This window comes from Bradyrhizobium sp. USDA 4454, assembly GCF_054822705.1.
Genome location: NZ_JBTRCN010000001.1, coordinates 2,916,096 through 2,938,990, shown reverse-complemented (window position 1 = coordinate 2,938,990; position 22,895 = coordinate 2,916,096). Strand labels below are relative to the sequence as shown.

Below are 22,895 nucleotides of genomic sequence, written 5' to 3'. Positions count from 1 at the left end.
GATGCAGTCGAATGGACATATTGCGGGCTCCTTGGGATCAGGGACGGTGGAGGACGTTTGGAAATCCGGGCGGGGTCTCAAGCAGGTAGTCGCCTGCCGGATTGAGGCCCCTGAGCTCGACGACAGTCTCGATGCGCCGTGCGGGACCCCGCCCCTTGATGAAGACGATGAGGTCGATCGCCTCGGCGATGAGCCGACGCGGCACGGTTGCGACCGCTTCCTGGATCAGTTGTTCGATCCGGTAGAGCGCAGCGCGGGCAGAGTTGGCATGAACCGTGGCAATTCCACCGGGGTGACCGGTATTCCAGGCCTTCAGCATGTCGAGCGCCTCGGCGCCCCTGACTTCGCCGACGATGATTCGATCGGGACGCAAGCGAAGCGTCGAGCGGACAAGATCAGCCAGGCTCGCCACGCCCGCCTTGGTCCGGAGCGTCACGGCATCCTTTGCACCGCAGCGCAGCTCGCGGGTGTCCTCGATAATGACCACCCGCTCCTCAAGGCCGGCGATTTCCGCAAGAAGCGCGTTGGCGAGCGTCGTCTTGCCCGAGCCGGTGCCGCCGGCGATCAGAATGCTGCGCGCCTCGATGACTGCGGTGGTCAGCACCTTTGCCATCAGCGGCGAGGCAATCTGAGCCCTGACGTAGTCGGAAAGGCGGAATGTGGTCGTTGCCGGCTTGCGGATCGAAAAGCATGGCGCCAGCGAAACCGGTGGCAAGATGCCCTCAAAGCGTTCGCCGGTTTCGGGGAGCTCCGCCGAGATGATCGGAGACGAACCGCTCGCTTCCGCGCGCACGTGGCTCGCAACCAGCCGAATGATCCGCTCCGACTCCTGCGGCGTCAGGACAACGCCGGTGTCGGCGCGACCCGTGCCGTGGCGGTCAAGCCAGAGCTTTCCATCGGGATTGACCATGACCTCGACCACGTCAGCTTCCTCGAGGGCGAGCGCGATTGCGGGGCCCATCGCGGTCCGCAACATGCTGCGACGGCGTTCACGGGTCTCTGGCGAGAGGAGATCAGACATTGCCGACCTCCTCTCGCCCTGCCGGAGAATGCTCCGGCGGCTCGCCCGTGGCGCTCGGCGCACGGGATCCGATATCGCGAGCTTGGGCTCCGCCCGGAGGGGCTTCCTCCTCCAGGTTGCGCATGAAGAGATCCGGCTTCGCGGCGCTGACCCGATCCATGACGTCGGCAACAAGCCGGCCGCCCGCAGCCACGCGTTTGCCGACCTGCGCGACAAACATCTCGAACCGCTCGCGTCCGAGCGCCCGCGCGGCGTCCTGATCGCTCGAAGGCAGCGGCGGCGTGATCGTCAGGTAGTAGCGGATGAAGAGCGCAATGGTTTCCGCCAGGACGCCGAGATCGCGGTCGGCCCGTTCCATCTGCCGGCTCATCCGGTCGAACCTCCGGATCAGCGCCGCATCGCCACTGGTGTCCCGCTCAGGGTTGAGAAAGCGATCCAGCGCGGCATTCACGATCGCCGATTTGTTGGATCCCGGGCGCTTGGCGGCGAGCTCAAGCCGCTGCGCGACGCTTTCGGAAACATACGCTGACAGTTTCGGTTTCATTGCCAGAACTCTTCAGAAGGAAGGGAGGAGATCGTCGTCATCGCGGGTGACCGCATGTGCGCGGCGGACGGCGCTCGATGTATTTGCCGCCGCTTGCTGCATCTGGCTGCGGTCGGCGGCAACGTCAGACTCATCGTCGAGCAATCGCTCTTCGATGGTGCGAACGTCGCTAGGAGGCAGTGCGGCCTCATCGAGCAGCGGCAATTGCTGCTTGAGACCGCCCTCCTCGCCGCCGGTCTGCATGAGCTCGCGGTACGGCAAGGTCGCGAGGCGCAGGTCGACGGAGCGCACCTCACCGCCCCAATCGTCGGGACGGGCAGCCGGCCGGTCGGCGTACGCGTCGCCCGCCAGAGATGGCGGCTTGCGCAGACGACTGACGAAGTTTGCGTCCTGGTAGTGGCGCAGCTTCATTGCCCGGACCGGTGCAAGTCCCGAAACAAGGACGATGGCCTGATCCTGCGGCAGCTGCATCACTTCGCCGGGCGTCAGCAAGGGACGCGCGGTCTCCTGACGGCTGACCATGACATGGCCAAGCCAGGGAGCCAGTCGATGGCCCGCATAGTTGCGCTGTGCACGCAATTCGGTCGCAGTGCCGAGCGCATCCGAGATGCGCTTTGCGGTCCGCTCGTCATTGGCGGCAAAGGCGATGCGGACGTGGCAATTGTCCAGGATCGCATTGTTCTCGCCATAGGCCTTTGCGATCTGGTTGAGCGACTGCGCGATCAGGTAGGCGCGGATGCCATAGCCCGCCATGAAGGCAAGCGCACTTTCAAAGAAGTCGAGCCGGCCGAGCGCGGGAAACTCATCCAGCATCATCAGGAGCTGGCGATGCCTGCCGTCACGTTCCTTAGGTTTCAGCACCTCGGTCAACCGGCGGCCGATCTGGTTGAGGATCAGCCTGATCAGCGGCTTGGTACGGCTGATGTCGGACGGTGGAACGACGAGATAAAGCGTGACCGGCTTGTCGGCACTCACGAGATCGGCGATACGCCAGTCGCAGCTTCCGGTGTTTCGGCTGACGACGGGGTCGCGGTATAGGCCAAGAAAACTCACGGCGGTCGACAGCACGCCGGAACGCTCGTTTTCAGACTTGTTGAGAAGCTCTCGTGCCGTCGCGGCCACGACGGGGTGTACCTTCGGCTCGGCATCGGTACCGAGATGATTGGTTGCCAGCATGATCCTGAGCGTCTTCTCAAAGGACTGCGCCGGATCCGCCAGAATCTCGGTGACCCTAGTGAGCGTCTTTTTTTCTTCCGCATAGAGAACGTGAAGAATGACACCAACCAGAAGCGAATGACTGGTCTTTTCCCAATGGGTTCGGCGTTCAAGCGCGCCTTCGGGGTCGACTAGGATGTCAGCGATATTCTGGACGTCGCGAACTTCGGCGGCGCCTTTGCGCACCTCGAGCAGCGGATTGTAGCAGGCGCTTCTTGCGTCGGTGGGATTAAACAACAGGCAATGGGAAAACGTCGACCGCCAACCGGAGGTCAGCTCCCAGTTTTCGCCTTTGATGTCGTGCACCACGGCCGATGACGTCCATGAGAGCAATGTGGGCAGCACCAGTCCGACGCCCTTGCCCGACCGCGTCGGGGCAAAACACATGACGTGCTCCGGCCCATCGTGACGCAGGTAGTTGTTCTCGAGGCGCCCTAGAAACACGCCCTTGGGGGTGAGCAGGCCGGCAGTTTTGATTTCCTTCGCCGTTGCCCACCGCGCTGATCCGTAGGTCGTCACCAGTTGGCTTTGGCGCGCACGCCACACCGAGTTGACGATCGCAAACAGCGCGCCTGCGATGCCGCCGGCGGCGGCGATGGCTCCGCCCTCCTCAAAAATCTCGGGTGCATAGACTTCGTACGCGTACCACCATTCGAACAATCGCCAGGGCAGATAGACGCGATAGCCGACGATCAGGAACCATGGCGCGCCAAGTCGCTCCTGAAATCCGAGCGCCGCCGCCGTCCATTGGGTTGCTCCCCATGTTGATGCGATGACGATGCCGAAGACGATCGTGATCTGGCCGAGGTAGATTTTTGCCGGAAACATTTTCTGCCCCACTCAACTCTCGCGAACGAGCGCGGCGAGATAAAAAGCGGGAGTCCGTCGCACACTCAACCTAAATAAAAATCGCTTGCGACAACGAGATCCGTATCGATCAAGCCCATCAATGCGAGATCGTCGATGCGACAATCTCGGCGTGGTTGAGGAAGCGGCTCAATAGACTGTGAACGCCGTGATCAAGTTGGACCAATCATCCAGCTTGCGTTGATTTGCTCATGCACTGGCGCGCGCGGGGAGTGAGAGGATGAATCGATCGCGTTGCTCGAGCGCAGATGTTCGACCGCGCATCGACCGATGTGTCCGCAAAAGGGCGGCGTTATACTCACTTTGCGAAACGAGGATAAGCGCACGAACGAGCTCGCGCGCAGCCATCGCCATCGGCGGACGTCTGGCGAAGGTAGCGCCAACGTCATCTGCCGTGAATTGGGGTGGCTTCGAATGGAGCGCGAGGGCGGAGCGGCGGGCGAGTTGCCAACGGACCCGCCTCAAGATTGGCCGTCTGGTCGCATGCGGAGATTAGCCTCCCTATTCTCCGCACGATATGCGGTGAATAACCTTGCAAATGCGGGGAAAGTCGCCATATTCTCCGCAAGGAGCGCGGAGAATGGCGGACTATATCCACCAACTACCTGATTGGCCTCACTTTTCCTGGGATAGCGACACCTTGGCGAAACAGCTTGCAGCCGTCCGCCTGCGCCAGGGCCAGCTCATCGGCCGGATGCAGGCTTTGGGCTTTCCCCAGCAGGAGGAGGCCGTGCTCACGACCCTGACCGAGGAAGTCCTCAAGTCCAGCGAGATCGAGGGAGAAAAACTCGACAAGGACGCGGTGCGCTCTTCGCTCGCGCGTCGCCTCGGCATGGATGCGGGTGCCCTACCGTCAGCGGATCGCAACGTCGAGGGCGTGGTCGAGATGATGCTCGACGCTACTCAGAAGTTCAAAGCAGAGCTCACAGCAGAGAGACTTTTCGGCTGGCACTCCTCGCTGTTTCCGACCGGACGCAGCAACATGAAGAAGATCGCCGTGGGCGCCTGGCGCGACGCCTCGGCAGGACCGATGCAGGTCGTCTCCGGCGACTACGGACGTGAGCGCGTGCACTACGAAGCACCGACCGCCGAAAAGCTTGACGCTGAAATGACCGCGTTCCTTGACTGGTACAACACCGAAGAGAAAATCGATCCGATCATCAAGGCCGCAATCGCGCATCTCTGGTTCGTGACCATCCATCCCTTCCAGGACGGCAACGGGCGCATCGCGCGTGCCATCGCCGACATGTCGCTTGCCCGCTCTGAAGGAATTCCGCAGCGCTTCTACAGCATGTCCGCCCAGATCCGCGCGGAACGGAAGACCTACTACGATTTGCTGGAGACCACCCAGAAGGGTGATCTCAACGTCACACCGTGGCTTGATTGGTTCCTGGGCTGTCTCGACCGCGCCTTCAGTGGGGCGGAGACCATTCTCGCAGCCGTGCTCGACAAGGCGGACTTCTGGAAGCGGCATGCCCCAGCCCAGATCAACGACCGGCAGCGTGATATGCTGAACCGCCTGCTGGACGGCTTCGAGGGCAAACTGACATCGAGCAAATGGGCAACGATCGAGAAGTGCTCGCCCGATACTGCCTTGCGCGATATCCAGGGCCTCGTCGATCAGGGCATCCTCGCCAAGGACGAGGGCGGAGGCCGAAGCACGAGTTACTCCCTCGTCTCATCTGAACGCCGTGGCGAGCGAACGCGGTGATCAAATACTGGCTCAGGCGCGGGTAGCAAAGTGAACGGCCCGTACCGCACGACAACAGCCGCTCCGAACGCACTGGCTGGTTATACTATTTTCGCAAGAATAGTATAACCGGTAACGATCGCAGCACCTTGCATTCAACTCGGAAGATTTCACGCAAGCGGCTTCGCAGGTAGCTGAACCGTCCGGCGAACTCCATCGCCCTTCAGCGTCCGATCCCGCGCTTGATCCCGATCGACCAGGAGATACCCTCGCCGCCGACAATTCCGGTGACCAATTGCCCACGCGCCCTCTCCAGCACCGGCCGCCACGGCACCAGCACGAAATCATGGGATCGCTCGATCAGCGCAAACCTTCCACTGTTCAGTGTCAAGCTACGCCGGTAGATGCCACTGATCGTGTCACCGGCCTTGGCACCGACATGTGCAAGGCCAGTGCGCGCGGATATGTCGGCCGCGGTCCGCGCTAGTTCGCGCGCTTCGAGGGTCTCGAGCATGTTCCGCGCAAAGCGCATCCGGCCACCGTCCTCCCGCGCCAGCCCCTGCTCGATCAGCCATTGCCGCCTTGCTCGCAACGCGGTCTCGACATCCGCGCCAAAGCCGCTCGACGCGAGCTCATCGGGCGCCTTCCCAACGAGCTTGCGATCGAGCCAGGTTGCACCCAGCGCCTGCGGCAAATCTTCAAGCCTTTGCCATGACAGCACGGCGACCCGCGCTGGATTGCGTGATTGCTGGAGTTTCTCGTATCGGAGAGCGCGGTCCAGATAGTCCCGACCCACACTCCAACTGCCGTCGGCAAGACGGGTTACGATCCCTTCGCGCCGCATTGCCTCTAGACGACGGACGTGAGATCCGACAAATCCGCCCGATGCTTGGGGATCGAACTCCCGATGCAGACGGTCGCTGTAGATGCCGCCATGGCGGGCAGCGATTTCTGCGATCGTCCGGTCAATTGTGCGCGGTTCGGCGGCACGCGATCTGAGTTCCAGGATGGCGTTGCGCACCGGCGGCTCGTCGTTGGCACCGAGAGCACCAATCTCGGCATAGTGCGTTCGCCCGTCCACCCCATCAAGCACGACATAGCGCCGCTCCGTCAGTTCATCGGCGAATCCTTCGCCGACAACCCGTCCGACCAGGCGATTGCCACCGCGTTCCGGATCGAAGATCGCATAGTCCCCGGCGGCTTTCGAAACTCCTGCCGCAGCAAGCTCACGATGCATGGTCTTAATGATGTCGCCGCGTTCCCCCATGCGTCGCAGCTTCGGCTCAAGCTCAGCGTCGATCCGCCAGCGCCCCGGCTCGCTCTCTTCTGCGAGCCCCATCCGCTCCAAGGTTCGCAGCCGTCCAATCCGTGCCGTCTGCCAGGCAGGTTCGCGCCCGGATAACGCCCCCGACTCCAGAAGCCCGTCCCGAGCGTCGCGCAGAATGGCCCGGTCGAGCCGCGTGAACCGCTCGGCCGCGACTTCTTGCTGGAGCTTGCGCGCGACCTCGATTTCCGTTTCGGGGCCGAGCTCCCGGGTGATGAGCTCGGCTGCGCGCGATCGGAAACCATGGGCGATATAGTCACGCGCGATGACGAGGTCATTTCCTTCGTCGTCCTTGCCACGCGCGACGACGTGCGTATGAGGATGGCCTGTGTTGAAATGATCCGCCGCGACCCAGTCGAGCCTGGTACCGAGATCCTGCTCCATCTGATGCATCAGATCGCGGACGAACGGCCTCAGGTCCGACAGTTCGGCGCTATCCTCTGGCGCCACGATAAAGCGGAACTGGTGGCGGTCGCCGGCGCTGCGTTCCGTGAATGCCTTGCCATCGGCGCGGTCGTTGCCCGCATCGTAGAGTTCGCCTGGTTCGCCAGCGCGCGTGACGCCATCGCGCTGGACGTAGCGAAGGTGCGCCCGCAACGCACCGGGGTCACCGGCCTTGATGCGAACGATCCGGGCTTTGATCACGACGCGGCGCTGGCCCGGGTTTCGACCACGGCCCGCCAGTACCGCACCTTGCGCGTGGCCGCGGCCGATGCGGCCACCGGTGAACGACGAAGCCCGTTGCGCGACGGCGCCGGCCTTAGCCGCCTCCTGACGGATGCGCCGAAGATAGCTGGTCGCCTTCCTGGCTCTGCGGTTGCCAATCCGTCCGAGCTTTACTTCGAATTCGTCGTCGATTTCTCGCATGGTCCGCATCCGACGGTTGGAGAAGACGCGGATATGTGGAGCCGACGAACGATCGCCAAGACGCAGACGCAATTGCCCAAGCTCGCCATTGCGTTGGGTCGAGCTTGGTGAAGGCGAATGCTCAGGGAGCGCCAAATCTTGGATGTGCAGACAACGGCTTGAGCGCTTCGTAGCGCCAGTGCTTTTATCTTGCATTCCTATTCGGTCGTCTCGTGCGCTTCATCTCACCCATTCTCGCTGCCTCTTTCTGCTGTGACAAGGCTCTTGAGTCGACGCCGTGACGCGTCATCCGCGAGGAGAATTCCGGTACGCCGTGTACTCTTGCGCGCTCATCGGCGGCACAAACTCGCGCAGCAAGGCAGCGCGGTCGCCGTCGCGGCACATCTTTCCATCGGATGGACGGAGCCACATCACAGGCACTATCGCGTGGTCAAGTCGCCCATCGCGCCGAGACCGACAATCGGCTCTTGAAACGACGGGGATACTCCTGAAAATCAGCGCAGAACGGCGCGCAGAGATCCGCCCGATTGATGGTATGTTGGCCGGCGGCGACGGCTTGATCAGAGTGTAGGATACCGCTCCGGTCCTTTCCAAAGCGGCGCAAGATGCGCAAAATGCCCCGCCTCTGGGGAGGGGGGGCCCATGATCTGTCAGGATCACTCGCCGCTGCGGCGGGACCAGATCAGGCTGAAACCATCCTCGCCGTCGACCTTCACCAGCGAGGCGTAGATCGGGGCGGGGAAGCTCGGATCGTCGAGCTTGACCCAGAGATATTCGCGATCGCTGTCGCGGACGGTCTTCTTCCAGGCGGCGCCGAACTCGGTCGCGCCGGCGAAGATCCGGTAGTCGGGAGCCTTGTCGTTGTCCTTCTCGGACGCTGCGAACTTGGCCTTGATGTTGAGCGTCAGCGTCTTGATCGAGCCGGTGTAGCCGTTCTCTGATGCGGTGAAAGTGCCGATGGTCGCCATGATAATCTCCGTCTGTTTTGCTCGGGCCGCGTCCATCGCAGCCTCGATGGCGATCCCTTGCCCGGGGAGCGATCGGCCCGCAGCCTTTTGGGGCCCGCAGCGCCAGCGGAGGACGGCGACAAGCCTGCTTTTTTGTCTTCCCGCGAGGAATGCCGCCACTTCGCGGCAGGGGAAAAAAGCAGGCGTGAGCCGTTCCGGGAGGGCGTCGAGGCGCTTGCCGTCCCCCGGGCTTGATCAGCCCAATCGTGACTGGGCTGGACGCGGCCCGAGCAAACGGACGGAGCTGGCTGTGGCAACCACCTCCGAGCAGCGCCAGAAGCTGGCTGGGTCGGCGAAGGACAAGCCAATGCCCGCAGGTCAATCACGGCGAGACGCAGCCGCACAGCACAAAAGAACCTGGCCGCATTTTTCGCGAGAATGAACCGGGCAATACCCCCGGAATTTCCGTCACAGTGCGCTCTTTACAGCGCGGCGGCATGACAGGATCGAAGCGGCCGGTCTGGTTGGCTTGCCCGGCAAAGCAAGGCGCGACACTCTCCCGGAACTGCGGCGCTTGGCGTTGATCGCGCGGATCGCTCGCCTGACCGGAGGAAGGGTTTGTGTTGCGCCTCGCCACTTGGTGCATCCATGAGATCGGCTACCCGCTGTCAGGCGCACATTCGGTTCTTGGAGCCTATCGGAGCCGCTCACGTGGCTCCCTGGTTTGCTGCCCTGCGCCTTGCTTCGGATCGCGATCGGCGCCATCTGGCTGAATCACAACGCGCCGCTCGTAGTGATCAGCGAGTTGCAGCAGACGTCTCCTGATGAAGGGATCTGCCTGTTCGGCGAGCGCCCGCACGGTCCGCGCTCTCTCTTTGCAAAAGTCGTCGTCCATGGCGTCCCACTGAATTCACAGCAGGATAGGCCGGCTCGGCTGGGCCCGCGTTTGACCTAAATCATATTGCCATGGCTTTTCCCCGCAATTCGCAGGCATCTGGCAATAGTCGTCACACAATGAACACGACGCCAACCCAGTCGCCTTCGCGCCAAACGACGCTGCACGTGTAAGTCTTGCTGGGCGGAACGATAAGCGTGAATTGGTCGGGAAGAGAGGATGGCGGTTCGTCTGCCTTGAGCGCTGCGCCATGCGCGGTGATATCGCGCACGAAGCAGCACAATGACAAGTCACCAAACCTGATCAGCGCATTGTCGAGCGATGGATTGCGGACAGACCTTCGTCTGTCAGGAAGAACAATCATGTCGTGCCCTCAATAATCAATGCAAAATAACACCGTTGCCGTACGAGATACGTTGCGTGTCCACTAACGACGGAACTCGACGCGCGGCATCATGCCGTGCGCCGATTGGATCGACCTTTCCCGCGACGGCGCCGCGGCCCGTTGCGGCGATGCCCGCGCGGAAGATCAGATGATTTCGCCGTATTTCTTGCGGCGGGCTCGCTCGTTGGCGGAGCGTCGACCGGGCGAAGCGGCGACCTTCGAACAGCGACCGCCGTTTGAAGTGCGGCGAGGAATTGCCGTCCCTCTTCCGTGATCTCCCAACCTTCTGCATCGCGAACCACAAATTTGGCTGAGAAGATGTTCAGGTCAGGCGCATGTTCGGCCAATCGCTTCATGCGATCAGTCCAGTCTTTACCGCTGTTCATCAGTATTTCGACCGCGTGCCGAACTTCGGCGACGGAGGCCCGCCCAGTGGGCTGGCCATCCAGCCTTTTAGGACGGTCAGCTGGAAAGACAACTTCCACGTCTCCGGTCAGGCTGGATGGGAAGTGTCGACCAGAGAGGTTAATCTCCGATCAAGGATTGCTTATCAAATGACTAATGAGCGCTTGGATCAGGCATAGCCCATGGGTGTCGGCCATTGCGCGAGATTGGTCCAAACAGGACCGGCAAATCGAGTAGCGAGGCGCCGGTTTTCACCTCGCCGCTCGATCAGCTCGGTCAGCGATTGCGATAGCATCGACTTCGACCCGCAGCTCAAAAGTCCGGCTTCCAGGTCCAGAGCGGGCGAGCGACGCCGAGAATATCGCAGCGCAGGACCGGCCCGAAATACCTCGAATCGAACGAGAGAGGATGCGGCTGCAGCAGAAAATACTCCCCCTCGACAAGCCGCATGCAGCCCTCCCAGGACGGCAACGGCCGGCCTGCGTGGTCCTTCTCCTGCACCTCGGCCGCGACCTTGCCACCTATCGAAATCGCATCCATCGGTTGCCTGGAGCGGCAGACCTCCTCGCCCGCGACCGCGGCCACCCGCTTGAGCAGCGGCACCGCCGGTGGCGCGATCTCGTGCGCGACGATCAGAAGCTCGATCGGAGGCGGCGGCCTCAGCACCGCAAGCTCCCCCCTTGCCGGCAGGCGCTGCTCGAGCACATAGAAGCCGAGCGGCGCGCTGCCGGAAGCATTGTAGATCACAAGCGGCACGCGATCGGCAAAGGCAACGGACAGCGTGACGATGCCGCCGCACATGGTCGCGAGGATCGCGGCCCTCCTGAAGCGACGGCGTGGATCAATCCGCATCGGACGTCGACCTCCGCTTGCTGGCTTGCGAGAATTCCACGAGGTCCTCGATGTGATAGCGGACGTAGCGGCCGTGCTTTCGATATACCGGCCCGCGTCCTTGCACCCGCATTTTCTCCAGCGTGTTCTTGGTGAGCCTGAGCCAGGCGGCCGCTTCCGTCGTATTCAGGAACGGCTTGTCAGGCTGCTTGTCTTCCATTTTCGTCATGTTTGTCCGGTACTCCCTCGCGCAGAGCCCGCAAGACACGGGATGCGAGGAGCAGCGTCGTCAGATCGCGCTGGAATCCGAGTGGCGAAGATCAGTCGGCGCGGTTTGCCACCCCGCGCGGGCAGGTCTCGTCCAGCGAGAGGCAGGCCGGCCGCTCAGCCGAGCAGATCGCGGTACCCGCCCTTCATCAGCTCGGTGCCCTTGGCGACCAGCCGCCGGGTCCGGTCTTTCAGAAACTGGCTTGGCCCCTGCCAGTCCTCGGCGACCATCTTCGCGCCGAAGATCGTGGTTGCGATCTGCCGATAGGTCTTGCCGTTCAGGCTTTCGTCGAGCGCAAGCAGCGCTTGGCGAAGCCGCTCGTCGCCGCCAAACACTGAGGTCTCAGGCGGCGCCGTCCCGCTCACCATGAAGCGCTGCAATCGCTTCAAGAGCTCCGTCTGGTCCGCAAGATCGGACAGCCTTTCGAGCTCGAAGGCTGGTCGGAACCGGCGGGTCAAAACCCGGAGATCGTGGAGCTGGACCGCGACGTGGACGCCTCTGCCCTTCAGCACCACGAGCACCCGACCGTCAGCGTCGATCACCGCGTGGCGCTCGACCCTGAAATCGGCGAGCAAGTTCGGTGGCTCCTTGTCGCCCTCGCGCGGTGGCAGCGCCCTCAGCCGCACTACGCGTTTCAATGCGCGCGCATGCCAGAACACCGGCGCATCGCGCGCGGCGAGCACTGGGTCCGCGAACGCCAGAAGCCCCCATTTTTCGGCAAGCGGGAACCGGCGCGGTAGCTGCAGTAGCCGCGTGCCATCCATAAGCGTGAGGCACGGCGGATGACGCGGGACGGAGCGACGCCAGTCCGCGGCGTAGTCGGCGTTACGGCGCAGGAACTCCCATGCCCAGTCGGCGGCGTCGAAGCGGACCTGACCGGGAGCCGCTTCGCCGCCGTCGCGCCGAGCTCGCCTGTGCTGCCACATGTTCAAGAGGGCCACCACGCCTTGAGGTTGTGCTTATGATCGTTTCGGCCGATTGGGGCAAGAGCACGGCTCCTCAACCTCACTCACCGAACGCGGGGCACGACCGCATAGCCAGAAGCCTGCCGACGAGCCGGCAACCCTATCTCCGGAGAGGGCGCAGCAGCCGCGCAGCAAGCGCAGGACGCGAAGATCGCTGATTGGCGCTCGACGCTCAGGGCACCGCGTTAAGCCGACGTGGTATCAATCTTGCTAGTTTCAGATTAGCTTGGCGGTGCGCGCGCAGATTCACGGCGTTCGCATATTCGTCAAGCCAACCAAACCACGAGGACGACATGGCCAAGAAAGCGAAGAAGGCGGCGAAGGCGACCAAGAAGGTCGCCAAGAAAACCAAGAAGATGAAGAAGTAGCGCGCGTTTTTTCGCGCCCAGGCCGCCGCGGCATCGCCGGTCGCACCGATTAGGACGATGACGTAACCCATCGCAAGATGGCCTTCCGAAAGCCGCGGCGACGATCAGGCCGGCCCCATGTGCACACGGCTCAAGCAGCCACTGGATTGATGCACATGGGTCCGGTTTCTTGTGAACCGGCTGTTCGGATCCTTTCTGCAACGGGTGTCGTTTCGCACCGTCCCGCCGCCCCGCCCCTGAAAGCCGCGCCCTATCGCTGCCCGCCCTTCGGCCTCTCGGAGCAGCCATTAGGCCGGCCTCCGGCGCCGACGCATTGACGGTAGCGCCACGGCTCGACAAATTCTCCGTTCCAAATGCCGCTTCGCTTGCTTCGCGCTTCGGCTTCGGCTGACGCGTAATCACCTTTGCTGTAGCGCGGCCAGTCGATCGCAAGCCCGCCGCGCACCAGCCAGTCGGCCAGATCGACCTTCCCGGCGCTGCAGACTGCCACGGACCGCCCGTAGCGGTCGAGATCGACCTCCACGCAGGCCACCGTCTGCCGGCCGATGAACGCGCCCAGCGCGTTCGCGGCCAACTGGCCACAGCGATAGTGCCCGCCATGCGGATCGCGGCAGAGCTGGTCGTGCTCCGGCGCGTCGATCCCGTAGAGACGCACGCGCGTGCCATGGATTTCAATGGTATCACCGTCGATCACGCTCGCTTGCCCGGCGATGTTGCCGGCGCTGGCCTGACTGGCCGGTATCGCGGCGATCACGAGCTGTGCGAATGCGCGGCCTGCAAGCCGCCGCCATCCCGGGATCCGGTCCGACCGCGCAACGCCCGATACTTGCGACATGCTCTCGCGACATCCTCCCGTTTACCGGTCCATATGTCCGGCCGACGGACTATGGCGTCCCGACCGTCAACGAGGAAACGACCCGCGCCAGCATCACGAGCGTCGCGGTCAACGTCGCCCCTCCGACCACGCATTGCGCAAGGCACCGCTTCATTATGGCACCGCCGTCAACAAAGATGCTGAATGCATTTGGCATGGGGCAGCTCCGTCCAGTTTCTTCGGAGGATCGAGCCGGATTCATAGTCTGAGTCGCTGTGCCGGTGCCTCAAGCTTATTTCCCGGGCGTTAGGGTTTGATTCACGACTCGGGGACTCCCGAAAAGCGGTTGCGGCGGACGTTTCTGGGGCGAATCGGTGCACCAAATCGATTCGGCCGTTCGGCCGCTCCCAGCGTCATGAGCATGAGGCGGCCGCTCCTGCACAGCGTCACCGCCGCCTCTGCTCTTTCCTTCCCCGCGTCAACCGGGCCATCGCAGATGGTCGTCCGCGCCGCCGGTGATCATATCCGACACATCGACAGCTGCCGCCGAGACATCGAGGCCCTGCGGGCGGAAAGCCAGTAGGAAGTCCGCAGCCTTTGAAGCCCTGCTTGCGGCGTGGAAGATCGCGCGGTTGTCGCCGCGCAAAACATCGATCCAGTTGCCGATATAATCGGCATGCCGGACCGTCGGAAAAATGGAGAGCGTCGCGCAGACGAATGCCGCCGTCATCTCGGCGACCAGTTCCTCGCTGGCGTAGGGCCTCGATCCGAAATTGCCGGTCTGGTCGCGCTTCAACCGGCTGGCGTGACCGGTCCAATGCCCGAGCTCATGGAACAAGGTCCGGTAGTAGTTGATCTGGTCGAAGAAGACCGGCTGCGGCGGCAGCTGGATGTAATCCCGGTCGCGCTCGTAATAGGCCTCGGCTCCGCCATGGCGGATGTCCGCGAGCGTCGCACGGGCAAGCGCCTCGGCCTCCGACACGATCTCCCGCTCGGGCAGAGCCGATGCCTGGTCGTGACAACGGTCCGGCAGGCCGTCGCATTGGGCGATGTTGAACACCGTATAGCGCCGCAGAAACGCGACCGCTTGCGGCTCGACCGCCTCGCTTGGCGCGGAAGACGGATCAAATTGCGACTTCGTCCGGCGCTCCTTGGGCACGAACCTGTCAGCATAGCAGATGCCGACGCCATGTTCGCCCTTGCGAACCGTTCCGCCGAGCGTGATGGCCTGCCGGAAGGTCAGCCATTTCTGCGAGGGATAGCCTTGGTCGAACAGCCTGCCCCAAAGGATCAGGACGTTGATTCCGGAATAGGTCCGGCCGGTCGCCACGTTGCGCGGCAGGCCGATGGCGGATTGCTCCACGCCGCTTCCCCAGGGCTGCACCCACGGCACGATGCCCTGCTCGAGTTCGGCAATGATCCGGTCGGTGACTTCGTCATAAAGCGTCGCGCGCGGCCTCTCCGCGCGCAGGCCTTGCTTCTTTGACATGCTTCTCGTCCTTGCTTTCTTCCCCCGCGCAGGTCCCCGAAGGTGGGGTGGGCGGCGAAAAGCGACCGGACAGCCCCGAACGCAGAGGCACGCCGCACCGGAACGGCCGGAGCGGCAGCGGAGGACCGCGCTGAAAGACAAGATTGCAAGGAAGAATGGATCGAAGCGCGGTTGCGGCTGGCCGGTTCGGGGCTATACGGGAGCGCCGCCCATCCCGCCTATGGGGATAGCAAACAAAAGAGCGCCGGCCGCTTGAGGCCGGCTCAGCGCCGCCCTGCGAAATGCGCGACCGTCCTCATCACGGGTCAGCCCAAGAATTGTCTAACCATTTGCCTGAGACCCCGGTCGCCGATCTGAACCGACCACTCCAGCACGGTTTGGCGGAGGGTCGTTGGTATGACGCCGTGAAGGACAAGCCGCTTGATAACCAGGGCCTCGTCGCCCTCGCACCGCTGGCACGACAGATCGAGCAGCAATCGCACATCGTAGCCAAGCCACGCCCCCTGCAGTGCGAGCATCAAGATGTCCTCGTCGATCCGGCCCCCGCCCAAGAGAACGCAGCAGCCCTGTGAGGCTTCCATATCGGCGATGAATTCAGTGTCCGTCCAAAGATCGAGCGGGTCACTCGAAAGACGGCTGATCGATGGGTCCAGGGCAGTCGAGCCGAGGTCTCCAATAGCGAAGGCCCGGATAGCGAACCACGCATGGCAGGCAGCAAGAAGCCTGAGGCTTTCTCTCGCTTTTCGCGCCCGCGCACAGACTTCACCTGCTGAAAAGACCCAGGCAGGATTCACAAGAACAACCCTGCTCGTTCGAGAATCTGCCAGCATGCCCGAAACCAATCGACTTTAGACAATTCCTTACCGTGATCCGCCGAGCCATCATGCTCCGCCTGCGAAAGACGCCAACTCAGGCTTGTTCCATGGAAATGCCAAGGACGGGCGACGAGATATGGGCCTGCCGGCATAATGTGGAGAACGCGCTGTCATTGCCGTGCAGGTACCCGGCCAATGCCATCGTTCTGCCGAACGGCTGCGGTGGTGCGATGCGTTGCAGAGGCCATCCCGCCCGACGAAGAATTCGCTCCATCCGGACGTCGGTAACGGTAACGATCGAGCAGGACTCAGTGCGTCGCAGATACTCGATCATGGCAGCAAACAGCATGAAAGTCGCACGGCTTAATCCTCCGGACGTCGAATCCGCGAGTTTTTGCGTATCAACACAAAAACGGGAGCTTTCGAGGATCCGACGATCGCGCGGCATCGGTGCGCCTGCAAGCAACGAGGCGAATACTTCGCCAAGCATCGTAGGGCCGGTGGTCGGCAACAGACGCACACAACCCAGCACTTCCTTCCGATCGGACAAGACGGCCAGATAGGATGGACTGAGCGTATCGAAGATGTCGAGCTCCATGCCGTCACTGACAGATACGTCCCATTCGAGCCGATCGTGGAATATCCGCCGCCTGAGCTGATACATCCGCGTTAGCAGATCAACGTTCTCTCCAAACTGATGACTCTCGATTGCGACGGCGTACATGCATAGTCTCCCGACCCACGGCGGAGACCACACAATCAGAGCGTGTTATTCGCTTCACCTGTTGAATCTGACAGGATGCAAACGTCGGGAAGAATGATCTAGTCACATCAAACTACGTACGAAGCCCGATGAACTCAACTTAGAGTCATTCTTACACGATCCAGCGCAGCGCCGGCTTCTTCTCGGCGAATCATGAGAGCAGACCCCGCCGAACCGCCTCGGCGACACATTGCGCAATGGACGAGGCGCCAAGCTTGGCCCGTGCGTTCTCAAGATGGAACGATACGGTTCGCGGCGAAATGCCAACGAGCACGGCGATATCGCTCATGGTCTTCCCTTGAGCGCTCCAGGTCAGACATTGTCGTTCGCGTTGCGTCAAGATGTCTGGATTTGAACGCTCCGGATGTCCGCGTCTCCGCGCCGACAAGTGCGCATGAAAATAGAACGCAATGAGCTGAATGATCTCTAGCAGGTCCTGTCCCGGATGCTCGATCGAAGGTGACCTCTCATCCATGGCGAGCGTGAAGGCTACGGTCCGGCCATACCCGCCCCTGATGGGAACCGTGAGTCCCGTCTTGATACCGAAAGTCCTGGCTTCATCGAAGAAATGGCGCTCTGGCTGGCTGGCTGTCCGATCCGGAGCGGCGCTCCCCCAGTCGAACAGCTTGTTTTCGCGGGATGCGCGGCGGATCACTGGATCCAGCCGTTGATAGTCATGTTCGGCATATCGCCGCGTCCAGCTCCTTGGATAGGACGAGATGATGGCAGGCTTGCCGCTCGCAACATCGAGGTAGGCGAACCAGCGAAAGCCCAGCTGCTCGGTTACCCGCGTTGCAACCCTTTCAAAGCCGCTTGCGTCCTCAGCCGTGTGAATGGCATCGGCGAACTCTTCGAGCAGACGTTCAGGTGCCTTCATGAGCCGGCAGCCCGTTTCCCGATGCGAGCCTCAATATCGAGTGCTTTCTTGACTCGCCTCGCAGGTCGCGATTGTCGCGCGACGACGATACGCGTGGCTCGATCATCGCGCTCGCGAGCGAGCATGGAGTGTCATTCTATCCGTCCCGCATGGCAGCTTGGAACACCCGGAGTGTTGCGATCTGGAACGGGCGCAGAGACAGGTAGCAGGTCCGGCTGCCGGCCGGGATGGCCTCAAGTCGATCTTCAAGAATGTTGCTCGTCCACACCGATGCAACATCGACGCCAAAATCGAGCATCGCACGAGCCTCAACGCCCGAGCTTTCGTAGAGCCGCACCACCCAGCCGCACCCGTCCTCGGCCGGCTTGATCGTATCGACGATCACATTGGGCGGAGACGCCTGCATGAACGACTGTTGTAACGGCTCCTGCGGCCGCCCCTTGATCCAAAGCACCGGACGCGCAAAACGCAGGGCTCTCCCGACCGTATCGGCGGTACGCCAATCGCCTTCGTGGGGATAGATCGCATAGCGCATGCGATGCTGCCCGATGTCGGCCTTCGGATCGGGGGAAGTGGCGCCGCGCAGCAACGTGAGCGCGAGCTGATTTCCGAACGTCGAATAGCCGTGCTTGCAGTCGCTGAACAGCGACACGCCGAAATCCGGTTCCGAGATATCCGACCAGCGATGGCCGGGGACCTCGTACCTGGCGGCGTCCGCATCCGTATTGGCGTGGGTCGGCCTCTCGGTGGCGCCGAACATGGTTTCATAGGTCGCACGCGATGCGCGGCAGGCGACGGGAAACATCACCTTCAGAAGCGTTCGCCGCTCCTGCCAATTGACGGTGGTTTCAAACTCGAGGTGATGAGCACCGGCATCCAATCGGATCACCTGTGTGAGCCAGCTCGCTTTTCCGAGCGCTCGCTCGAACCGCACCTCACTCCTTAGGCCAGCATCCGACAAGACGCTAAAACTTACCTCGCCGGTCAGTTCCCGAGCGGTCTCCAGAGCAAACGGATCGATGTCCCATGCCTCGAAGTCGAGCGGCCTGTCATCAAGCAACAGAAACCGTGCACCGGGCGATGCCAGGGTTTCGCGGCCCGTCGGCAAGTAGACCAGCGATGGAACAAGGCCGGTGCGGTCGATGCGCGCCTTGAGCTGCGAATTCGTCAGCACGAACCCGGCCGGATCGGCCGACAACGTGACGCACTCCTCCGTCGCGGCGGCCTCGCCGGCCGCGAACGGCGCGGCGACCACATAGCGCAGTGCGCCTTCGGGATCGGGCGTGACCTCGGCGCGCGAGCTGCCGAGACTGTTGACCGGAGTCCAGCCGGCACCGTTGGAGTCGCAGAAGGCGGCCAGCAGTGCCTGGATGCGGCATTTGGCCTGTTCCTCGACCGTAGCGAGGTCGGCCTCTGCCCTCTCATAGACCTCGCGAATGCTGCTTCCTGGAATGATGTCGTGAAACTGATTGACCAGCAGCGTGCGCCACAATCCTTCGATGTCCGCTGCCGACGGTGCCGGCAGCTCCCAGACATGCGCAATCGTAGCCACGAATTCGAGGGCCTGAAGGCTGGCCTCGCATGCGCGGTTGAGACGCTTGATCTCTCCCTGTGTCGTGTAGGTACCGCGATGATATTCAAGATAGAGCTCTCCCTCGATCGTGGCCAGATCTTCAGCTGATGTCGCCAGGCGATCGAAAAACTCGTCTACGGTACGGATCTGGATCCTTGGCACACCTTGCAAATCTTTCGCGCGCTGCAGCGTCTCGAGCATCGTCTCGTCGGGCCCGCCGCCGCCGTCGCCATAGCCAAACAGATAGAGTGCGTCGCCCGACCGGTCGGCGTCCTTGTAATTCGCTGCGTGATAGCGCAGCTCCGCGACCTGCGCTGAGCCATTGTAAGTGTCCGCAGGTGGAAAATGGGTCAGCACCGTGGTGCCGTCGATGCCGCGCCAGTTGAAACTGTGATGCGGCGGCGAGGTGAACTTGTTCCAGGACAGCTTCTGCGTCAGGAATCGAGACATGCCCGCCAGCTGCATAAGCTGCGGCAGCTGGCTGTCATAGCCGAACACGTCGGGATTCCAGAACACGTTGCAACGTTTGCCAAAGGTCCGCTCGAAGTAGCGCTGGCCATAAAGGAACTGGCGGCAGATCGACTCGCCCCAGGGCAGGTTACAGTCCGGCTCCGCCCAACTGCCGCCGACAGGAATCCATTGTCCAGCCTGGACTTTGGCGCGGATTCGCGCGAACAGGCCGGGATCGTTCTGTTCTATGATGGCGTATTGATAGGCCTGTGAACACGCGAACTTGAAATCAGGATAGCGATCCATCAGCGCAATCGCCGTCGAGAAGCTGCGCTGGGCCTTGCGCCGGGTTTCGTCCAATGGCCACAGCCAGGCCGTATCGAGGTGAGCATGGCCGATCGCCGACAGTTCATGGGCTACGCTGCCGTTGCGCGCAGCAAGCAAGTCGCCTAGCACCGCTTGCGCCCGCGGCCATGTCGCTCGATCGTCGGGATCGGCGAGGTTGCATACCCGGTTGAGGTCGTGGAGCAACCTGCCGGCCCATGTTCTATCCAGGGCCGGTTGCACAACCTCGCCGACGCCTCCGTACGATCTCGACTTGGTCGACGGATCACGATCGGCCTCGAGCTGGCGAAGGACATCAAAATCGAAATAGAATGCCGAGGCTTCTGGATCGAAGCGGCGCAGCTCGCACGCCGCCAGCGCATACGCTTGCGGTTCGCTGCCAAAGGCGCCGAACAGGCCATTGCAGGCAATCTCGACATAGAAGGTGAAGCGCTCTCCGCCACGTGCCGAGCCGAACAGCGTCGCAGTGTGGCGGCCGGGATTAAGACCTTGCGACGAGAGGCCATCCAGCCAAAGCAAGGCTTCCGAGCGGCTATCCCAATAGAGGTCTACTCTCGCACCGGCCCAGTTCTCCGGCACTTCGGCCGCAACGCGGACCCAATAGGTCGCCCAAAGCGGCCCGAGTCTCTGGCCCGGGGAAACCGGCCGATAGTCGAGCTTCAGTGCCTCTTGTGGATCGATGCGTTCCGTCGGACCGGCGAGATCGAGGGAAACCGCCGGCACACGATCGGAGTGAACCCTGCGCAGCAATCTCTGCGCAAAGCGTTCCAATCGGCCGCGCGTGTACCTTGGGTAGCGCCCGCGTGCCCGGGCGACCACCGGGTCTTCCGTGGGCCTGTCCATCCTGTCGATCATTCCTAACCCGTACCGAAGCCGGCAGCGTCGCCGGGACCACATTCGATCACCGCGATACCCGAAGATCTCGGTGCCGGCGCCGCCGCGTGCCGCTGGATCGCCTGATCAAGAGTATCTATCGCGCATACCAGATGGTAAAGTGAGCTCGCTGTGGCTGCTTCGGAGAATTCCCCGTTCGCAGACATCCGGTCCCACCATAGCCCCTTGATGGGCGTCTGCAGAAATCGCTCGAGACTTCCGCCCGCTTCGGCGGCCACGGCCCACCGTGCGTCTCCCTCGCGCTCCGCGCGTGCGACGGCCGCTTTCAGCCGTTCGGTTTGAGGCCAGAGGCGGGATGTGTCTTCAAGTACCGTGAAGTCGTCAAGAATTGTGTCGACGACGACCGATCCAGGGCGCGCCACGCCGTGCTCTTCACCGATTTTCTGTAGTTGATCGACAACCGGATAGACGGCGTCATTCCCAGTCAAACTGGCCCACCTGGTCAGAAGCCAAGACCATTCGAACTGATGTCCGGGCTCGACGATGCGACCGGCGATACCGGCCTGAGGTGACCAATCAGCGTTGAAGCATTCGTAGATCGCCCCTCCAGCTCCGATGAAGCGTGCGAGCGCCAAGTCGACGATCTCCTGCGCCAACTGATGCCAGGCCCCGCTAGCGTCAAGCTCGATCCAGGCCAGGCATGCCTCGAGAAAGTGCATGTGCGGGTTCGAATATCGTAGCGATGACGGGCGGTCGCTCTCTGCAAAACCGCCGGCGGGATGCCGACATGTTCCTATCAGGCAATCGCGCACCGAATGTGCAAGGCGCTCGGCTCGCCGCCTGGAATGCGGGGCCACAGCGGCACCGGCAAGCATGGCGAACGCTTGATCATAGAGGGTCGCTCCATCCGACAGAATCATACCGTCATGTGAGAGCAGACATCGAAAGAGCCCGTCCGGACGCGCAAAATCGACCAAGTATCTGTCGACGCCGCGCAGCACCTGCTTGACGTCTATTCGGGCGCCTAGCCGATGGGCCGTGAGTAGCGCGTAAATTTGGCGTGCCGGCACTCTGGCTCTCCGGGCTGCCACCACCGGATGGCCGCCTTGGGAAATGGCTTCACAGAAGCTGCCGGCAGCATCGAGGCCGACACTCGACCACAACGGAATAGCGTCCTCCAACAGCCAGGCTCTCAGCCTTTGATGCACATGTCGGGCCGCGGCGAAGCCCGCCCCCGGATCCCCCAACCGCGTCGAAGATGACTGACCTTCCATCTATCTGACACCTATCGTGTAGTAGACGCATGATGCTGGCATGCGACCGCGAGAACCTGGTTCGATTCCGAGCTCCTTGTGTCGGGTCCAGCGAGGAGACCAGAATATCTGGATGTCACTTCCCGAACACACGCGGGCTCCGCCGGCCTAGGATCCATCGACTTGCAGACGGCCGAGCCCCTTCGCGCGCTCGGGCTCATCGCGCGAGAAGTTGACCGCATCCGCGGAGCTGTCACCGAGGCTGACGCCACCATCGCAATTGAGAATGGCGCCCGTAATGTAGCTTGCCAGGTCAGACGCCAAAAACAGTGCAAGATTCGCAACATCGTCCTTGGAGCCGTAGTCGCGCAACGGGATGCGCGCCTTCGCCTGTGCTTCGAGGTCAGTCGTAGGCGCAAGCCGCGCCATGCCGACGGTATCCGCTATTGGCCCAGGCGAGATCGCATTCACTCGCACCCCAGCGGGACCCCACTCCATCGCGAGGCATTTCGTCAGCATATTGACCCCGGCCTTCGCGGCGCAGGCATGAGCTTGGAACATGCTCGGGGTCTCGCCCTGCGGCGCCGTAATCGAGATCAGGGAGGCACCGGGCCTACGCAGATATGGAAATGCCGCCTTCAGTACGTTGAAGGTACCGATCAGGTCGATATCGACAACCGTCCTGAAGGCATTGGCCGACATGCCCATCGCCGGAGCAAGGAAGTTTCCGGCCGCTCCGGATACCACGATATCGATGTTTCCGAAGCGCTTTACCGTCTGCGCTAGGGCAGCATCAACCGGGCCATAGTCCCGGACGTCGGCGACGAGCCCGATAGCCTCGTGTCCATCAGCCAGGAGAGTTCCGGCGGCCTCCGATATCCGGTCCTGGCTGCGACTGACGACAGCGATCCTCGCGCCAGCATTTGCCAGAGCGTGACCGATAGCGAGATTGATTCCGCCAGATGCACCGGCGATGAATGCGACCTTGCCTTTAAGGGAGCTCGCCTTGTCGCTGAGAAGCATTGCTGTTTGACCCACGTGCATGTTGGCACTTCCATGTTCGAGTAGATTGCAAAGGAGCGAAAGGGAC

At 62.3% G+C, this 22,895-nt stretch carries 20 protein-coding genes; 2 read left to right on the top strand and 18 right to left on the bottom strand.

Annotation, left to right across the window (positions count from 1 at the left end; translation table 11 throughout):
- Window positions 1-37 precede the first annotated feature (37 nt).
- The 3 genes from trbB to ACVIW0_RS13410 are packed head-to-tail and all read right to left on the bottom strand — an operon-like array spanning window position 38 to window position 3,608.
- Window positions 38-1,021, bottom strand: coding sequence for a P-type conjugative transfer ATPase TrbB (gene trbB, locus ACVIW0_RS13420; RefSeq protein ID WP_461315196.1), 984 nt, complete (start codon window positions 1,019-1,021; stop codon window positions 38-40).
- Window positions 1,014-1,565 carry a CopG family transcriptional regulator gene (locus tag ACVIW0_RS13415; protein WP_461352767.1) on the bottom strand — a complete coding sequence of 184 codons (552 nt, stop codon included), beginning with the start codon at window positions 1,563-1,565 and terminating at the stop codon, window positions 1,014-1,016. The genes trbB and ACVIW0_RS13415 overlap by 8 nt, the downstream gene beginning before the upstream one ends.
- A 12-nt stretch (window positions 1,566-1,577) precedes the next feature.
- A complete protein-coding gene (locus ACVIW0_RS13410) occupies window positions 1,578-3,608 on the bottom strand; it encodes a conjugal transfer protein TraG (RefSeq protein ID WP_461357317.1) in 2,031 nt (676 codons plus the stop codon).
- A 619-nt stretch (window positions 3,609-4,227) separates the two neighbouring features.
- On the opposite strand from ACVIW0_RS13410, the gene ACVIW0_RS13405 reads away from it, so the two are divergent.
- Window positions 4,228-5,358 (top strand): Fic family protein, encoded by a 1,131-nt coding sequence (locus ACVIW0_RS13405; protein ID WP_461352766.1) that lies wholly within the window; start codon window positions 4,228-4,230, stop codon window positions 5,356-5,358.
- A gap of 202 nt (window positions 5,359-5,560) precedes the next feature.
- On the opposite strand, the gene rlxS is transcribed toward ACVIW0_RS13405, so the two are convergent.
- From rlxS to ACVIW0_RS13390, 3 genes are all read right to left on the bottom strand, one after another.
- The gene (rlxS, locus tag ACVIW0_RS13400; RefSeq protein WP_461352765.1) at window positions 5,561-7,528 is read right to left on the bottom strand and encodes a relaxase/mobilization nuclease RlxS; all 1,968 of its coding nucleotides are present in this window, start codon (window positions 7,526-7,528) and stop codon (window positions 5,561-5,563) included.
- A 656-nt stretch (window positions 7,529-8,184) separates the two neighbouring features.
- Entirely contained in the window at window positions 8,185-8,496 is a 312-nt protein-coding gene (locus tag ACVIW0_RS13395; RefSeq protein WP_461352764.1) for a DUF736 domain-containing protein, read from the bottom strand.
- A 986-nt stretch (window positions 8,497-9,482) separates the two neighbouring features.
- Window positions 9,483-9,734: a PilZ domain-containing protein gene (locus tag ACVIW0_RS13390; RefSeq protein ID WP_461352763.1), complete on the bottom strand. Its 252-nt coding sequence runs from the start codon at window positions 9,732-9,734 to the stop codon at window positions 9,483-9,485.
- 356 nt (window positions 9,735-10,090) lie between these two features.
- On the opposite strand from ACVIW0_RS13390, the gene ACVIW0_RS13385 reads away from it, so the two are divergent.
- Entirely contained in the window at window positions 10,091-10,339 is a 249-nt protein-coding gene (locus tag ACVIW0_RS13385) for a hypothetical protein (protein WP_461352762.1), read from the top strand.
- A 133-nt stretch (window positions 10,340-10,472) separates the two neighbouring features.
- Here ACVIW0_RS13385 and ACVIW0_RS13380 read toward each other — a convergent pair whose 3' ends face one another.
- From ACVIW0_RS13380 to ACVIW0_RS13325, 12 genes are all read right to left on the bottom strand, one after another.
- The gene (locus ACVIW0_RS13380) at window positions 10,473-11,012 is read right to left on the bottom strand and encodes a S26 family signal peptidase (protein WP_461352761.1); all 540 of its coding nucleotides are present in this window, start codon (window positions 11,010-11,012) and stop codon (window positions 10,473-10,475) included.
- Window positions 11,002-11,220, bottom strand: coding sequence for a helix-turn-helix domain-containing protein (locus ACVIW0_RS13375; RefSeq protein ID WP_157113190.1), 219 nt, complete (start codon window positions 11,218-11,220; stop codon window positions 11,002-11,004). Before ACVIW0_RS13375 ends, ACVIW0_RS13380 begins: the two co-directional genes overlap by 11 nt.
- A 155-nt stretch (window positions 11,221-11,375) precedes the next feature.
- The gene (locus ACVIW0_RS13370; RefSeq protein ID WP_461357316.1) at window positions 11,376-12,185 is read right to left on the bottom strand and encodes a DNA -binding domain-containing protein; all 810 of its coding nucleotides are present in this window, start codon (window positions 12,183-12,185) and stop codon (window positions 11,376-11,378) included.
- 211 nt (window positions 12,186-12,396) lie between these two features.
- Complete coding sequence (locus ACVIW0_RS13365; protein ID WP_461352760.1) at window positions 12,397-12,663, bottom strand: hypothetical protein; 267 nt, start codon at window positions 12,661-12,663, stop codon at window positions 12,397-12,399.
- 179 nt (window positions 12,664-12,842) lie between these two features.
- A complete protein-coding gene (locus tag ACVIW0_RS13360; RefSeq protein WP_461352759.1) occupies window positions 12,843-13,427 on the bottom strand; it encodes a thermonuclease family protein in 585 nt (194 codons plus the stop codon).
- Between the two features lie 457 nt (window positions 13,428-13,884).
- A complete protein-coding gene (locus ACVIW0_RS13355) occupies window positions 13,885-14,895 on the bottom strand; it encodes an ArdC family protein (protein WP_461352758.1) in 1,011 nt (336 codons plus the stop codon).
- A gap of 305 nt (window positions 14,896-15,200) precedes the next feature.
- Entirely contained in the window at window positions 15,201-15,725 is a 525-nt protein-coding gene (locus tag ACVIW0_RS13350; protein ID WP_461352757.1) for a hypothetical protein, read from the bottom strand.
- Between the two features lie 79 nt (window positions 15,726-15,804).
- Window positions 15,805-16,434: an acyl-homoserine-lactone synthase gene (locus ACVIW0_RS13345; protein ID WP_461352756.1), complete on the bottom strand. Its 630-nt coding sequence runs from the start codon at window positions 16,432-16,434 to the stop codon at window positions 15,805-15,807.
- A gap of 190 nt (window positions 16,435-16,624) precedes the next feature.
- A complete protein-coding gene (locus tag ACVIW0_RS13340) occupies window positions 16,625-17,350 on the bottom strand; it encodes a helix-turn-helix transcriptional regulator (protein ID WP_461352755.1) in 726 nt (241 codons plus the stop codon).
- A 136-nt stretch (window positions 17,351-17,486) separates the two neighbouring features.
- Complete coding sequence (locus tag ACVIW0_RS13335; protein WP_461352754.1) at window positions 17,487-20,573, bottom strand: alpha-mannosidase; 3,087 nt, start codon at window positions 20,571-20,573, stop codon at window positions 17,487-17,489.
- Window positions 20,574-20,575: 2 nt separating this feature from the next.
- Window positions 20,576-21,826 carry an AGE family epimerase/isomerase gene (locus ACVIW0_RS13330; protein WP_461352753.1) on the bottom strand — a complete coding sequence of 417 codons (1,251 nt, stop codon included), beginning with the start codon at window positions 21,824-21,826 and terminating at the stop codon, window positions 20,576-20,578.
- Between the two features lie 147 nt (window positions 21,827-21,973).
- Entirely contained in the window at window positions 21,974-22,849 is an 876-nt protein-coding gene (locus tag ACVIW0_RS13325) for an SDR family oxidoreductase (RefSeq protein ID WP_461352752.1), read from the bottom strand.
- Window positions 22,850-22,895: the final 46 nt, after the last annotated feature.